The 13,362-nt window shown below is 66.1% G+C and carries 12 protein-coding genes; all 12 read right to left on the reverse strand.

Translation table 11 applies throughout. From position 1 onward, the window contains the following. Positions 1 to 131: 131 nt before the first annotated feature. Entirely contained in the window at positions 132 to 1,703 is a 1,572-nt protein-coding gene (gene ntrC / locus BO996_RS23360) for a nitrogen regulation protein NR(I) (protein WP_071956536.1), read from the reverse strand. 45 nt (positions 1,704 to 1,748) lie between these two features. Beyond that, complete coding sequence (gene glnL, locus BO996_RS23365) at positions 1,749 to 2,825, reverse strand: nitrogen regulation protein NR(II) (protein WP_012206799.1); 1,077 nt, start codon at positions 2,823 to 2,825, stop codon at positions 1,749 to 1,751. A 30-nt stretch (positions 2,826 to 2,855) separates the two neighbouring features. Then, positions 2,856 to 3,359, reverse strand: a complete 504-nt coding sequence (locus BO996_RS23370; RefSeq protein WP_013801180.1) for a hypothetical protein — start codon at positions 3,357 to 3,359, stop codon at positions 2,856 to 2,858. Positions 3,360 to 3,539: 180 nt separating this feature from the next. After that, a complete protein-coding gene (gene glnA, locus BO996_RS23375; RefSeq protein ID WP_012206801.1) occupies positions 3,540 to 4,955 on the reverse strand; it encodes a type I glutamate--ammonia ligase in 1,416 nt (471 codons plus the stop codon). Positions 4,956 to 5,191: 236 nt separating this feature from the next. Then, positions 5,192 to 6,010 (reverse strand): competence/damage-inducible protein A, encoded by an 819-nt coding sequence (locus tag BO996_RS23380; RefSeq protein WP_012206802.1) that lies wholly within the window; start codon positions 6,008 to 6,010, stop codon positions 5,192 to 5,194. Further along, positions 6,007 to 6,906 carry an EI24 domain-containing protein gene (locus tag BO996_RS23385; protein ID WP_043782572.1) on the reverse strand — a complete coding sequence of 300 codons (900 nt, stop codon included), beginning with the start codon at positions 6,904 to 6,906 and terminating at the stop codon, positions 6,007 to 6,009. The genes BO996_RS23380 and BO996_RS23385 overlap by 4 nt, the downstream gene beginning before the upstream one ends. Before the next feature lie 15 nt (positions 6,907 to 6,921). Beyond that, positions 6,922 to 7,902 carry a sterol desaturase family protein gene (locus tag BO996_RS23390; RefSeq protein ID WP_013801177.1) on the reverse strand — a complete coding sequence of 327 codons (981 nt, stop codon included), beginning with the start codon at positions 7,900 to 7,902 and terminating at the stop codon, positions 6,922 to 6,924. Positions 7,903 to 7,941: 39 nt separating this feature from the next. Further along, positions 7,942 to 8,760 (reverse strand): polysaccharide deacetylase family protein, encoded by an 819-nt coding sequence (locus BO996_RS23395; protein ID WP_071956537.1) that lies wholly within the window; start codon positions 8,758 to 8,760, stop codon positions 7,942 to 7,944. Beyond that, positions 8,760 to 9,992, reverse strand: coding sequence for a YncE family protein (locus BO996_RS23400; protein ID WP_012206806.1), 1,233 nt, complete (start codon positions 9,990 to 9,992; stop codon positions 8,760 to 8,762). Before BO996_RS23400 ends, BO996_RS23395 begins: the two co-directional genes overlap by 1 nt. A gap of 182 nt (positions 9,993 to 10,174) precedes the next feature. Continuing rightward, complete coding sequence (locus BO996_RS23405; RefSeq protein ID WP_012206807.1) at positions 10,175 to 10,699, reverse strand: phosphoribosyltransferase; 525 nt, start codon at positions 10,697 to 10,699, stop codon at positions 10,175 to 10,177. 43 nt (positions 10,700 to 10,742) lie between these two features. Next, positions 10,743 to 12,119 carry an adenylosuccinate synthase gene (locus tag BO996_RS23410; protein ID WP_012206808.1) on the reverse strand — a complete coding sequence of 459 codons (1,377 nt, stop codon included), beginning with the start codon at positions 12,117 to 12,119 and terminating at the stop codon, positions 10,743 to 10,745. A 39-nt stretch (positions 12,120 to 12,158) separates the two neighbouring features. Continuing rightward, on the reverse strand, positions 12,159 to 13,307 hold the full coding sequence (locus BO996_RS23415) for an ATP phosphoribosyltransferase regulatory subunit (protein ID WP_012206809.1): 1,149 nt from the start codon (positions 13,305 to 13,307) through the stop codon (positions 12,159 to 12,161). Positions 13,308 to 13,362: the final 55 nt, after the last annotated feature.

Below are 13,362 nucleotides of genomic sequence, written 5' to 3' on the forward strand. Positions count from 1 at the left end.
GTAGGCCGTTCCAGCGAAGAGGACTCCATTGTCCCAAGCCCGGGCGGCCCGGCCCGTCAGCACCCCGGGCGCCGGCCTGTAGGAGCCGGACCCTTGCCGAGGCAAGGGCCCGGCCGCCTCGCCGGCTTGCCTTACTCGAAGGCGTCCTCGTCCATGCCCAGCTCCTGCAGCTTGCGGGTGATGGTGTTGCGGCCAATGCCCAGGCGCTGGGCGGCCTCGACCCGGCGGCCGTGGGTGACGGCCAGGGCCGAGCGGATCAGCTGCGCCTCGAAGCGGCGGGACAGCTGGTCCCAGACTTCACCATGCCCCTGGGCGTGGGTGTGCTCCAGCAGCTGGCGCGCCTGCTGCCCCAGCAGATGGACCCAGTCCAGGTCGGAAGCGGCCAGGGCGGTGTCATGCGGCGGGGCCAGCGCGGACACGGGCACGGCCAGTCGGCCAAGGCCCTCGTCCGCCAGCGGTGCCGACGCATGCGGCAGCGCGGCCGGTGCAGGCACGCCGCCGTTGCCCCCGCCCACGGGCGGGGCGGCTTCGCCCAGCACCTCGGGGGGCAGGTCCTTGACCGAGATGACCTGGGCAGGGGCCATGACGGTCAGCCAGTGGCAGATGTTCTCCAGCTGTCGCACGTTGCCGGGGAAGGCGAAGGTCTGCAGCCGCTGCATGGCATCGACCCCCATGCGCTTGGGCTCCACGCCCAGTTGCCGCGCGCTTTGCTGCAGGAAGTGGCGAGCCAGCATGGGCACGTCTTCATTGCGCTCGCGCAGCGCGGGCAGGCGCAGGCGGATGACGTTGAGGCGGTGGAACAGATCCTCGCGGAAGCCGCCGTTGCGCACGCGCTGCTCCAGGTCCTGGTGGGTGGCGGCAATGACGCGCACATGGGCCTTGACGGCCTGGTGGCCGCCCACGCGGTAGAAGTGCCCGTCCGACAGCACACGCAGCAGGCGCGTCTGCAGGTCGAAGGGCATGTCGCCGATTTCATCAAGAAAGAGCGTGCCGCCCTCGGCCTGCTCGAAGCGTCCGCGCCGTTGCGTCTGGGCACCCGTGAAGGCGCCGCGCTCGTGGCCGAACAGTTCGGACTCCAGCAGGTCCTTGGGGATGGCGGCGGTGTTGATGGCCACGAAGGGGCCGCCCGCCACGGGCGAGTGCTTGTGCAGCGCGCGCGCCACCAGCTCCTTGCCCGAGCCCGACTCGCCCGTGATCAGCACCGTGACCTGGCTCTGGCTGAGCCGGCCGATGGCGCGGAACACGTCCTGCATGGCAGGCGCCTGGCCCAGCATCTCGGCCTGCAGCGGGGCCTGGGCCTCGGCCACATCCTCGCGCAGGCTTTCCTCGACGGCGCGCCGGATGAGTTCCACGGCCTTGGGCAGGTCGAAGGGTTTGGGCAGGTATTCGAAGGCTCCGCGCTGGAAGGCCGAGACGGCACTGTCCAGGTCGGAGTACGCGGTCATGATGATGACGGGCAGGCCCGGCTGCTGGGCGCGGATCTGCTCGAGCAGCTCCAGCCCCGAGCCGCCAGGCATGCGGATGTCGCTCACCAGCACCTGGGGTGGCTGGCGCGCCGGGTCGCCGGCATCGACATCGGACAGTGCCGTGAGCACATCGCGCGCCTGGATGAAGCTGCGCGTTGCCCAGCCTTCCCGGCCCAGTGCCTTTTCCAGCACGAAGCGGATGGAAGGGTCATCATCCACGATCCAGATCGGTTTCATTGGTGGTGCATCCTTCCCTTGTTGCAGTGTTGACTTCCGTGGGCCTCAAGGCAGGGGAATGAGGATGCGGAAATCCGTGCGGCCCGGCTGGCTTTCACATTCGATCAGCCCCTGGTGGCGCTGCACGAAGGTCTGCGCCAGCGTCAGCCCCAGTCCCGAACCGCCATCCCTTCCCGATACCAGCGGATAAAAGATCCGCTCCTTGATGGCATCGGGAACGCCTGGCCCGTTGTCGATCACATGCAATTCCAATGCCAACCGATAGCGCTGGCGACCAAAAGTTACCTGCCGGGCCACGCGCGTTCGCAAAATGATCTCGGCATCACCGGCGGCGATGCGCTCCTGCAGCGCCTGCGCCGCGTTCTGGACGATGTTGAGCACGGCCTGGATCAGCTGGGCGCTGTCGCCCCGGAACTCCGGGATGGAGATGTCGTAGTCGCGCGTGATGGTCAGCCCGGCAGGGTGCTCGACCAGCACCAGCGAGCGCACGCGCTCGCAGACTTCGTGGATGTTGACGTCGCCCACCTCATGCGGATGGCGGTGCGGCGCCAGCAGCCGATCCACCAGCGCCTGCAGCCGGTCGGCCTCGTGGATGATGACTTCGGTGTACTCGCGCAGCTCGGGTGCGTCCAGATCCATCTGCAGCAGCTGGGCTGCGCCACGGATGCCGCCCAGCGGGTTCTTGATCTCGTGGGCCAGGTTGCGGATCAGCTCCTTGTGCGCCTGGGCCTGCTCGCGCAGCCGCTCCTCGCGGTCCTGGCGGGCCTGCTGCTCCAGCGGCCAGAACTCGACCAGCACATGGCCGGGCCGCTCGGCCAGCGAGACCGTGACGTGCACGGGCAGCGCATCGCCGCCCACGCGGTGCAGGCTGGCCTCGAAGCGCAGGGCCGCGAAGTCGTTGTCCTGGGCGCCACGCAAGGCCTTGTCCAGCAAGGCAGGCTCGGTGAAGCAGGCCGCCAGCTCGCTGCCTTCGAGCATGCGGCGCGACAGGCCCAGTGCGTTTTCAAGGGCGGCGTTGGCGAAAAGCACGGCACCCTGCTCGTCGAGCACGGTCATCAGCGTGCACAGCAGGTCAAGCGCCTGATAGGAGGCCGGGGGCGCCGGCCGGTCGTCCTGGATCATGGCCGGGCTCCGGTGGGCCGCGCGGGCCCGTCAGTTCTTGGGAAGTCGATCCAGCTCACGGCGGATGCCGGCGACATCGCCTTCCTGCCGCGAGATGCTGCTCTTGAGCTGCTCGACACGTTCCAGATAGCCCTGGGGATTGCGCAACTCCAATGCGGTGCGCTGGGGATTGCCATCGTTGTACTCCTGACGCAGCTGTGTCAGCTTCTCCTGGGCGCGGGCCAGCTCGCTTTCCAGAATGGTCCGCGCGTCGGAGTCGCGGGCCTTCTGGGCGCTGCTGTTGACCTTGGCCGGAGCGGGCGATCCTGCGGCCGGAGCGGCGGAGGTGCGCGGTGCCTGGCTGCCGCCCGAGGCCGCCGGCTTGCTGCCGCCATGGATCACCGTCACATGCCCGCCGTCCACCGGCTTGCAGTCCTTGGCCTTGGCCTGGCTGACGTTGTTGGTGTACTCGTTGCCGCAGCGGTAGATCACATCCTGGGACCAGGCTCCCACCGACAGCAGGGGCAGCAGCAGTGACACAAACAGTTTCTTCATTCCATTCCCTCGGGTAGCCAGATCGGAAGGGCCCGGCTTATCCGGGCAAGTATCGCTCCATCTTCCGGGCTGGACGTCATTTCTTGAGCGGGCCAACCTCTTTTGGTTCCGCGCCCAGCATACCCAGGTCCTGGCCGAAAGCAAAAAAGGCGGCTTGCGCCGCCTTTTTGCCGACTCGCCTTACAGCGAGAAGTACATGTCGTACTCGACCGGATGCACGGCCTGACGGTAACGGGTCACTTCGCCCATCTTCAGCTCGATGTAGGCATCGAGCATGCTGTCCGAGAACACGCCGCCCTTGGTCAGGAACGAGCGGTCCGCGTCCAGCGCTTCCAGGGCCTGGTCCAGGCTGTGGCAGACCGTGGGCACCAGCTTGTCCTCTTCCGGGGGCAGGTGGTACAGATCCTTGGTCGCGGCTTCGCCGGGATGGATCTTGTTTTCCACGCCGTCCAGACCTGCCATCAGCAGGGCCGAGAAGCCCAGGTAGGGGTTCATCAGCGGATCGGGGAAGCGTGCCTCGACGCGGCGGCCCTTGGGGTTGGCCACGTAGGGGATGCGGATCGATGCCGAGCGGTTCTTGGCCGAGTAGGCCAGCTTGACCGGAGCCTCGAAGCCGGGCACCAGGCGCTTGTAGCTGTTGGTACCGGGGTTGGTGATGGCGTTCAGGGCACGGGCGTGCTTGATGATGCCGCCGATGTAGTACAGCGCGAAGTCGGACAGGCCGGCGTAGCCGTCACCTGCGAACAGGTTCTTGCCATCCTTCCAGACGGACTGGTGCACGTGCATGCCCGAGCCGTTGTCGCCCGGATAGGGCTTGGGCATGAAGGTGGCGGTCTTGCCGTAGGTGTTGGCCACGTTCCAGATCACGTACTTCATGACCTGTGTCCAGTCGGCGCGCTCCACCAGGGTGCTGAAGCGGGTGCCGATCTCGTTCTGGCCGGCGCCTGCCACTTCGTGGTGGAACACTTCGACGGGAATGCCCAGCTGTTCGAGCAGCAGCACCATTTCGGCGCGCAGATCCTGGGTGCTGTCCACGGGGGGCACGGGGAAGTAGCCGCCCTTGTTGCGCGGACGGTGGCCGCGGTTGCCGGATTCGAACTTGGCGCCCGAATTCCAGGGTGCTTCGTACTCTTCGATTTCGTAGAAGGTGCTGCCGGGTTCGGTGTTCCAGCGCACGCCGTCGAAGATGAAGAATTCGGGTTCGGGTCCGAAGTAGGCAGTGTCGCCCAGGCCCGATGCCTTCAGATAGGCTTCGGCGCGCTTGGCCACGGAGCGGGGATCGCGGTCGTAGGCCTTGCCATCACCGGGTTCGATCACATCGCACTGCAGGAACAGCGTGGTCTCTTCAAAGAAGGGGTCGATGTTCGCGGTAGCGGGATCGGGCATCAGCTGCATGTCAGATGCTTCAATGCCCTTCCAGCCTGCCACCGACGAGCCGTCGAAGGCGTGGCCCGAGGTGAACTTGTCTTCGTCGAAGTGCGACACCGGCACCGTGACGTGCTGCTCCTTGCCACGGGTGTCCGTAAAACGAAGGTCCACGAATTTGACCTCGTTCTCCTTCACCATGTTCAACACGTCTGCAACGGTCTTTGCCATCAGATCTCTCCTGCCAATCTGGCTGATCAAAAAAGATAAATACTCTTAAGCAGTTTGCGTGCCAGGCTGCATCCATTGAGTGCATGCCTGCAGACTGGCACCTGCTTGGCGCGCCAGCCCCGTGATTCTGCCGCCTTGGGAAGGGCTTGTGGATGACATTGAGGCCTCTGCCGGCATTCGATCCACCGCCCGGCATCTTCACCAAATCGGTGCAGATTCAGGGACCGGCCCGTAAATCAGATATTGCGCACCAATTCAGGGCCAAGACTTGCACCAAATGAGTGCAAACCTTCCAGCAGCGTGGGCCAGGCCTTGGTGACGGCACCAGCTTCGCCCTTGACACCAAGTTCTATGTGCCGGCCGTGCTTGGAATCATCCACGCTGGGCAGGCTGAACACCTTGACGCCCGGGTGGTCGCGCTCTATGGCCACCATCAGCGGCGTCAGCGTGGCCTCCATGCCGCCGTAGACGATGACCGAATGCTCCCGCTGCACCGTGCTGTGGAAATGCTTGGCGTAGCGCTGCTCCAGCACCCACTCGACCATGGGCCAGGCCATGACAGGGAAACCGGGCACGAAGTGCACGGTGCCCGCTGCACCCGAGCAGGAAAAGCCAGGGATCTTGTTGTAGACGTTGGGGATGATGCGCGCGCCTTCGGGGAAGTTGCCCATCTGCAGCCGGTGCAGGTTGTCGGCGCGCTGGGGTTCGTAGGGCTTGCCTTCTTCGGTGGCCACATCGCGCATGCGCTCGCGGATCAGGGCCACGGCTTCCGGGTGCAGTGCCAGCGGCACGCCCAGGGCCTCGGCCGCGCATTGGCGCGTGTGGTCGTCGGGGGTGGCGCCTATGCCGCCAAAGCTGAAGACCACGGCCTGCGATGCGAAGGCGCGGCGCAGGGCGTCGGTGATGCGCGCCCTGTCATCGCCCACGTACTCGGCATGGGCCAGGGACAGGCCGCGCGCGCCCAGCAGCTCGATCAGCTTGGGAAGGTGCTTGTCGGCACGCTTGCCCGACAGGATTTCGTCTCCGATGATGAGTGCGCCTACTTGAAGGGTCATGAGGTCTTTTCTTGCGGGGTGGAGGGGGGAGAGGCCGCGCCGGCTCCGAGCGGCGCGTCGGGAGCGTAGGGCACGATGGGGGTGTCGGGCAGCGCCGGTTCCTCCTCGCGCATGCGCTGCAGCGCGGCCAGGCAGAAGTGGGCAAACCACAGCGAGGAGAAAGCGAAGATCAGCGCATAGATCCAGATGGCCACCGGAATCAGTATCCAGAAGGCCGCGATGAAGACCACGCCGGAGGCCCAGACAATGGCCGGCGCCGCGCCCAGATAGCCGCAGACCACGCCCATGAGCATCAGCGCCAGGCGGTGGCGCAGGAAAAGGCTGCGGCGCTCGGGCTTGCTGGCGTGGGCAGAAAGCGCGTCAAAGGCCATGACGCGGTAGGTCAGCCAGCCCCAGATCAGCGGCGGGATCACCACCACCAGGGGCGGCACGAACCACAGCGGCACCGACACCAGCAGCGCGATCAAGGCAATCAGCGAAGAGCCTGCGGACCACACCAGGCTGCCGACCAGGGTGGCGCCCTGCCTGCGCTCCAGCGCGGGAAAACGCCGCTGGGCCACCAGCTCGACCAGGGCCGGCGTCATGAACAGCGCCACCAGCAGCAGCGAGACCACGACCAGCACCGGCGTGACCGAGAGCACGACCAGCACCGGCGCCACCAGCTCGGGCAGCGATTGCACGCCCATCCAGGACCAGACGGTGTGCAGCCAGCCCACGCCCTGCAGGACCCCTTCCGTCCAGACGACGGCATCGGCCCAGAAGAAATAGCCCAGCAGCCAGGCCGTGATGGCCATGAAGAGCAAGGGAAACAGCGACCATGCAATCACCCGCTTATGCAGGCAATACGCCGTCGCACGCCAGAAGGAATCGAGTAGCAAGCCCATGCCGGCAAGCATACCCCGAGCCCAGCCTCAAGCGCGACCCATCAACCTTAGGAACCCACGCCATTGCTGGGCCCAAAAGCCCTGGCCGTAGTCGCGCAGCTGGCCCTGGGCATTGGGCTGGACCTGGTCGCGCACGCCGGTGGGATCGAAGCGCAGCTCGAAGTTGGCGGTGCCGAACAGCATGTCCCACCAGGGCAGCAGCACGCCGAAGTTGTTGCCATGCGCCTTCTTGTTGCGCACGGGCGCCATGGGCTCATGGCCAATGCCGATGGCGTGGTGGCGGCGGTGAAAGCGCGGGCTGATCCACAGCCGCTCGCCGATGGTGCCGAACCAGACGCGCAGGTTGGCGTGCTGGAAGCTCTCGCTGAGCTGGGTGAAGGCCACGATGGCCACGAACTGGCCTGGAGCCACGCCGATGAGCTGGGCCACGAGCACGATGATGGTGTCGCGGATCACATCGTCGAGCAGGTGGTTGCGGTTGTCGCTCCACACCGTCATCTGGCGCTGCGAGTGGTGCAGCGCATGCAGCTTCCACCACCAGCCGATGCTGTGCTGGCCGCGGTGTATCCAGTAGTCCAGGAAGTCGAAGGCCAGCAGGTAGATGATCAGGCTGACCCAGGCCAGGTCGGTGACGCCGGGCCACACGCCGTCGAGGTGAAAGCTCGGCAGCCCCCAGACATGCAGGCGGCCCATGAGCTCGTCCCACAGCGGGTCCAGCGTGAAGAACAGGGCCAGCCGGAACAGGCCCAGCCGGTGGACCACGGTGTAGATGATGTCCACGTGGATGGCGCGCCGGTCGGTGACGGGCTCGACCGGCCGCCAGTACTGCAGCGGCGCGATCACCGCCACCATGATGAAGATCTGCAGCAGGCCCACCAGCAGCCAGCCTGTGGCGTCGTAGGCATCCTCCAGCAGGCTGGCCTGTCCCAGCCAAAAGAGCACAGGCTGGACAACGCCCTCGAACAGGCGCTGCTGCGCATTACCGAACCACTGAATCCACCAGTCCACACCACGCTCCCATCGCCCGCCGCGCTGCGCGCGCGGACACTATGCGAATTTTGCTACCCAATCCCGATAGTCGGGATGCTCCCGCAGTGTGCGGAAGCAGAACCCCTGCTTGAGCAGGCCCGTGATCAAAGGTTCCAGCACGGCAGGTGCCCAGGGGTCCTTGCGTGACCAGATGCCCAGATGGGCCAGCAGGATGTCTCCGCTGCGGATGTTCTTGAGCGCCTGGGCCAGCAGCTGCGCATTCGGGTAGCGGTCGCTGGGCAGCTCATCGCCCAGAAAACCCGCGCTGGCCCAGCCCACATGCATGTAGCCGCACTGCCGCGCGGCATCCAGCAGCGCGGGCGAAGTCTTGCCGCCGGGCGCACGGAACAGCGGCAGGGGCTTGCGCCCGGTGATCTGCTGCAGCCGCTGTGCGGATCGGCGGATCTCGTCGCAATAGCCTGCCGCATCGACCGTGAAGTTCTCGTTGGCGCGAGGCCCTGCCGAGGGGCGCACGCGAAAACCCGTGACCGGCCCGCTCTTCGAGGCGCGCAGATCACCGCGCCAGTACATGTGGTCGTAGGTGTGCGAGGCGAACTCATGGCCTTCGGCAGCGCGTGCGCGCCACCAGGGCGCCCAGGTCTCGCCCAGGCTGCCATCGCCTTGCTGGGTGGGCTCGTTGGCCGCGAAAAACGTCACTGGCACCGCATGGCGCTTGAGCACATCGGCCACCAGGTCGGCAATGCCCATGTGGCCCGTGTCGAAGGTCAGATACACGGTCTTGGCACAGCCTGTGCCCTGCCCTGCCGCCAAGGCGGGGCGCAGCAGGCCGAAAGCCGCCGCACCGGCCAGCGATTGCGCAAAGAGACGGCGGTCCATCAGCGTTGCGCGTGGGCCAGCGTCCACACGCCGTGCGGCGACTTGCCGACCTTGACCTGCTGGACCACCTTCTTTTCCACGGTGTCGATCACCGACAGCTTGCGCGCCCAGCGCGAGCTGACCAACAGGTAGCGGCCGTCGGCGGAGACGTCCATGCAGTCGGGGCCGCCCGGTGCCGGGTAGTTGGCCACGACCTGGTTGGTCTGCATGTCGATCTTGCTGATGGTGTTGGCCACGCGGTTGCTCACATACAGGTGGCGGCCGTCGCCGGCCGCGCGCATGGCGTGGGCGCCAGCGGCTGTCTTGATGCGGGCCACGCTGCGCGGCTCTGGGCCGGTGATGTCGAACACTTCCACGCCATCGCTGCCGGTCAGGCCGATGAACAGCTTGGTGCCGTCCGGGCTGCCATAGAGATCGGCCGGCATGGGGCCGGTGGGCACGCGGGCCTTGATGGTCTGGGTGGCGATGTCGATGGCCACCAGGGCATCGCTGTCCTGCATGGTGGAATAGATGGTCGTGCTCTTGGCATCGATCCAGAGATGGCTGGGCGTCTTGCCCGTGGGCACGCGCTTGACCAACTGCGGGTTCTGGCCATCCCAGCGGTAGATGTCGATGTGGTTGAGGCGGTTGGCCGCCGTGACGAACCACTTCATGTCCGGGCTGAAGCGCAGGTGATAGGGGTCGATGATGTCGCGGATAACGCGCTGCACCTCGCCCGTGCGCGGATCGACCAGGGTCAGGGTGTCGCCCAGCGCATTGGCCACGACCAGCGATTTCTCGTCCGGCGTGAGGTACAGGTGATGCGGCTCCTTGCCCGTGGGAATGCGTGCCGTCTCCTGCCAGGTGACCGGGTCCACGATGCTGATGTTGGCATCAAGCGAGTTGAGCACAAAGATGGGCGTGGGGCCCTGGGTCTGCGGTGGCGGCGTGACACGCGCGACCGGGGCCGCGGGAGCGGCCGTAGCCGATGGAACGGAAGGCGCGGCAGGAACGGCCGCCGCCTGGGCCGATGCGGCTTGCGCCTGCACGGCAGCAGACGTGGCCGAGGCCGCGCGGGCCGATTTGGATCCGGGCAGGGATGCCACGGCCAGCCAGGCCAGCGCACCGCCGCCCACAACCAAAGCCACAGCCGCGCTCAAGCGCCCGACGGAAAGACGTTTCACAAAGCACCACCTTCTGAGAATCTGCGCAGTGTAGCTGCGCCAATCAGCCCCTCGGACGCTCTGGGGCATCGGCCTTTGCTGCTGTGCAAAAAACCGACATTTGCGCGACGTTGGCCCGAGATATCGCGGCAAGCGCGCCAATCCATGACTTGCATCAAGGCATGACGACGGCGCATGGAAATACCCGCCACAACGAAAAAGGGAGCCGACAGGCTCCCTTCGCTGGCATGCGCCCAAAGGCGCAGTGGCGATCAGATCTTCCACTTCTCCATGAGCTTTTCGGGACGCAGGGTGTCGTAGTGCTCGAAGGGCTGGTGGATCCAGGGGTTGGTCGGCAGGTAGTCCACCGAGTAGTCGGGCGTGAAGGCCGACAGGCCCTTGGTCCAGATCACGGCGCTGCGCAGCTCGGTGATCGGCGGGTAGTTGGTCTTGAGCATGGCGATCACGGCGTTCAGCGTGTGACCCGAATCGGCCAGGTCATCGACCAGCAGCACGCGGCCGGCGATCTCGCCCTTGGGCGTGGTGATGAAGCGCGCGATGTCCAGATGGCCCTGCACCGTGCCGGCTTCGGCGCGGTAGGAGCTGGTGGACATGATGGCCAGCGGCTTGTCGAAGATGCGGCTGAGCATGTCACCGGGACGCAGGCCGCCACGGGCCAGGCAGAGAATGGTGTCGAATTCCCAGCCGGACTGGTGCACTTTGATCGCGAGCTTTTCGATCAGTCCGTGGTATTCGTCGTAGCTCACATACAGGTGTTGACCGTCTTCCGTCAGCATGGAATGGCTCCTGGTTCAATCTTGGGGTTCAGCCGCCAGCAGTTCACTGGGCGGCGTAGGGGTTTTGCATCAGGATGGTGTGATCCCGGTCGGGGCTGGTCGAAACCATGGCGATGGGCACGCCCGTCACTTCCTCGATGCGCTCCAGATAGCGGCGGGCATTGGCCGGCAGCTTGTCGTAGTCGGTCACGCCCACGGTGGAATCGGTCCAGCCGGGGATGGACTCATAGATGGGCTTGCAGCGGGCGATCTCGTCGGCGCCCATGGGCAGCAGGTCGATCTTCTCGCCATCGAGCTCGTAGCCCACGCACAGCAGCAGTTCCTGCAGGCCGTCGAGCACGTCGAGCTTGGTGATGCACAGGCCCGACAGGCCGTTGACCTGGGCGCTGCGCTTGAGCAGCGCGGCGTCAAACCAGCCGCAGCGGCGCGAGCGGCCGGTGGTCACGCCCTTTTCGGCGCCCACGGTGCTCATGTGCCAGCCCGGCGTACCTTCCTTTTCCCAATCCAGTTCCGTGGGGAAAGGACCGCCGCCCACGCGGGTGCAGTAGGCCTTGGTGATGCCCAGGATGTAGTGCAGCATGCCGGGGCCCACGCCCGAGCCTGCAGCCGCATTGCCGGCGACGCAGTTGGACGAGGTGACATAGGGATAGGTGCCGTGGTCCACGTCCAGCAGCGTGCCCTGCGCGCCTTCGAACAGCAGGTTGGCGCCTTCGGCGTGCGCGGCGTTCAGCTCGCGGGAGACATCGGCCATCATGGGCTTGAGCAGCTCGGCATGGCGCATGGCCTCTTCGTACACCGCGTCGAATTGCACTTCGCCATCCTTGATGTACGGCTTGAGCGCGTCACCGAAGGTGAAGTTCTTCGAACCCAGCACGTTGACCAGGATGTGGTTGTGCAGGGCCAGCAGTTCGCGCAGCTTGGTGGCGAAGCGCTCGGGGTACTTGAGGTCCTGCACGCGCAGTGCGCGGCGGGCAATCTTGTCTTCGTAGGCGGGGCCGATGCCACGGCCGGTGGTGCCGATCTTCTCGGTGCCGCCCTGCTCGCGCGCAGCTTCGCGCGCCACGTCCAGCGCCGAGTGGAAAGGCAGGATCAGCGGGCAGGCTTCGGACACGCGCAGACGGTCACGCACCTGCACGCCGGCCTTCTCCAGGCCTTCGATTTCCTCGAACAGCTTGGCGGCAGAGAGCACCACGCCGTTGCCGATATAGCACTTCACGCCGGGGCGCATGATGCCGCTGGGGATCAGGTGCAGTGCGGTCTTCACGCCGTTGATGACCAGCGTGTGGCCAGCGTTGTGGCCACCCTGGAAGCGGACCACGCCCTGGGCGCTTTCGGTCAGCCAGTCCACCAGCTTGCCCTTGCCTTCGTCACCCCACTGGGTGCCGACCACGACCACGTTGCGACCTTTGGTAGCTTTCATATTCAAATCCGATGAAATCCGAAGAAATTGACAAATGCGTCAGATGGCTTGCACGGCCCACTGCCCGGCAACCTGCACGAGCTCGCGGTCGCAGTGGAATTCGTCCACTTCGCTTTCATGCCCTGGCAGCACGCAGACCACGGTCTCGCCCTGCCGGCGCAATGCAGCAATGGCAGCCGCAACCTGGGGATCGTCGCCCCAGGGCGCGCGGATGGCAGCCTTGAGCGGGCGCTCGGGCACGACGGCGACGAGCTGCTTGATGTCCAGGCTGAAGCCGGCGGCGGGCCGGTTGCGGCCAAAGACCGCACCCACCTCGTCATAGCGGCCGCCGCGCACCAGCGCATCGCTGGCACCCGGCACATAGATGGCGAAGCGCGTGCCGCTGTAGTAGGCATAGCCGCGCAGATCGGCCAGATCGAAGCTCACGCTCACGCCTTCGAGGCGCTGCGCCAGCCAGCGCAGCTGGTCCAGCAGCGGCTGCACGCCTGCGGTGCGGGCCAGCAGCTTCTCGGCACGGTCCAGCACCTCGATGCCGCCGTACAGCTGCAGCAAGGCCATCAGGCCTTCGCGCGATGCGGCAGGGAAGTCGCGCGTGAGGCGCTCGAGCTCGCTCGCATCCTTGGCGGCCAGCGCAGCGTGCACGCCGCGCAGCACCTGCATGTCCACCATCACGCCAGCCAGCAGGCTGCGCACAATGCGCACATCGGCCAGATCGACATTGATGTTGGTGACGCCTGCGCTGCGCAGGCAGTCCAGCGCCAGGTGCAGTGCCTCCAGGTCGGCTTCCATGCCCTGGTGGCCGTAGATCTCGGCACCGAACTGAAGCGGCTCGCGCGTGGCGCGGGGGCGGTCAGGGCGGGCATGGACGACGGGGCCGCAGTAGCACAGGCGCGTGAGGCCCTTGCGGTTGAGAAGATGGGCGTCGATGCGGGCCACCTGCTGCGTGGTGTCTGCACGCAGACCCATGGTGCGGCCTGTCAGCTGGTCGATGAGCTTGCAGGTCTGCAGGTCCAGCGCCTCCCCTGTGCCGGTGAGCAGGGATTCGAGGTACTCCAGCATGGGCGGCATGACCAGTTCATAGCCATAGCCACGCGCTGTATCGAGCAGGCCTCGACGCAATTCTTCGATGTGCCGGGCCTCGGAAGGCAAGACATCGGCGATGTGATCCGGCAGGACCCAAGCAGACATGGAAAAGGGGGAGGCTGTTAAAAACGTGATTCTACCGGCTGTTGCGGGCCAGCCC

The organism is Delftia sp. HK171, from assembly GCF_001886655.1.
Taxonomy (GTDB): Bacteria; Pseudomonadota; Gammaproteobacteria; order Burkholderiales; family Burkholderiaceae_C; genus Comamonas; species Comamonas acidovorans.